This window comes from Mesorhizobium sp. M5C.F.Ca.IN.020.32.2.1 (assembly GCF_004023105.1).
In the GTDB taxonomy this organism is placed as follows: Bacteria; Pseudomonadota; Alphaproteobacteria; order Rhizobiales; family Rhizobiaceae; genus Mesorhizobium; species Mesorhizobium wenxiniae.
In genome coordinates this window covers 1-1,084 of record NZ_RZSX01001339.1, presented here as the reverse complement: position 1 = coordinate 1,084, position 1,084 = coordinate 1, and the positions used below count along the sequence as shown (strand labels likewise).

Below are 1,084 nucleotides of genomic sequence, written 5' to 3'. Positions count from 1 at the left end.
CTTCAACAGGCGCCGGCTGCGGCGCGGGCGGTGCTTCCGGCTCGACTGGCGGCGGAGGCACAGCTTCTGCTTGGGGCCGAGGCTCTTCGCGTATCGAAAATTCCGGAACAGTCTGTTCGGCGGCCGGCTTCAGCGCCTCCAGCGCGTCCCATTTGATCGGCGGCAGGGGTGCTGACTCGTCGATCCGCTCCTCGACCACTTCCTTCTTGCCGAACGAAAATATCTTCTTGAGAAAACCAGCCATGTTCCTGCGTCTCAGGCGGCGCGGGCGGCAAGCGGCACCGCGATCAGGCGCGCGCCATCATGGCCGGCGATATCAGCCTCAACGATTTCGCCCGGCGCGCCCTCGGAGATCGTGGCAAGCGTAAAGCCTTCGGTGCGGCCGAGCCTGTCACGCTCGACCAGGATCGACTGGCGTGTTCCGGCGAGTGCAGCGAGGTGGCGGCGATAAGCGGCGTCACCGGCGGCGCGCAGCCGTGCCGCACGCTGCTTGACCAGTTCGCGGCGAAGCTGCGGCATGCGCGCGGCGGGGGTGCCTTCGCGCGGCGAGAACGGGAAGACGTGGAGATGCGTCAGCCCGCATTCCTCGACGATCTCCAGCGATTTTTCGAACATAGCGTCCGTCTCGGTCGGGAAGCCGGCAATGATGTCGGCACCGAAGACGATGCCGGGACGCAATTTGCGCAAATCCTCGCAAAAACGGATCGATTGATCCCGGTTGTGCCGGCGCTTCATCCGCTTCAGGATCATGTCGTCACCCGCCTGCAGCGACAGATGCAGATGCGGCATCAGCCGGGGCTCGGTGGCGATGGCGTCGAGCAAGTCGTCGTCGGCCTCGATCGAATCAATCGATGAGAGGCGCAGGCGTTTCACGCCAGGCACCTGCTTCAGGATCGTCTTGACCAATTTGCCGAGTTTCGGGCTGCCAGGCAGGTCGGCGCCGAAACTGGTCATGTCGACGCCGGTCAGCACGATCTCGGCATAACCATTGCCGCTCAGCCGCTCGACCTGCTCGACCACGGCGCCCATCGGCACAGAGCGCGAATTGCCGCGGCCATAGGGGATAATGCAGAAGGTGCAGCGG

General features: G+C 64.6%; 1 protein-coding gene and 1 pseudogene. Both read right to left on the bottom strand.

Annotated elements, in window-relative coordinates; translation table 11 throughout:
• Positions 1-244: pseudogene (locus EOA86_RS35810) on the bottom strand (signal recognition particle-docking protein FtsY); the annotation flags it as partial.
• A gap of 11 nt (positions 245-255) precedes the next feature.
• Positions 256-1,084, bottom strand: an 829-nt coding sequence (locus EOA86_RS35805) for a radical SAM protein (protein WP_128345754.1), incomplete at its 5' end; no start/stop codon positions are given.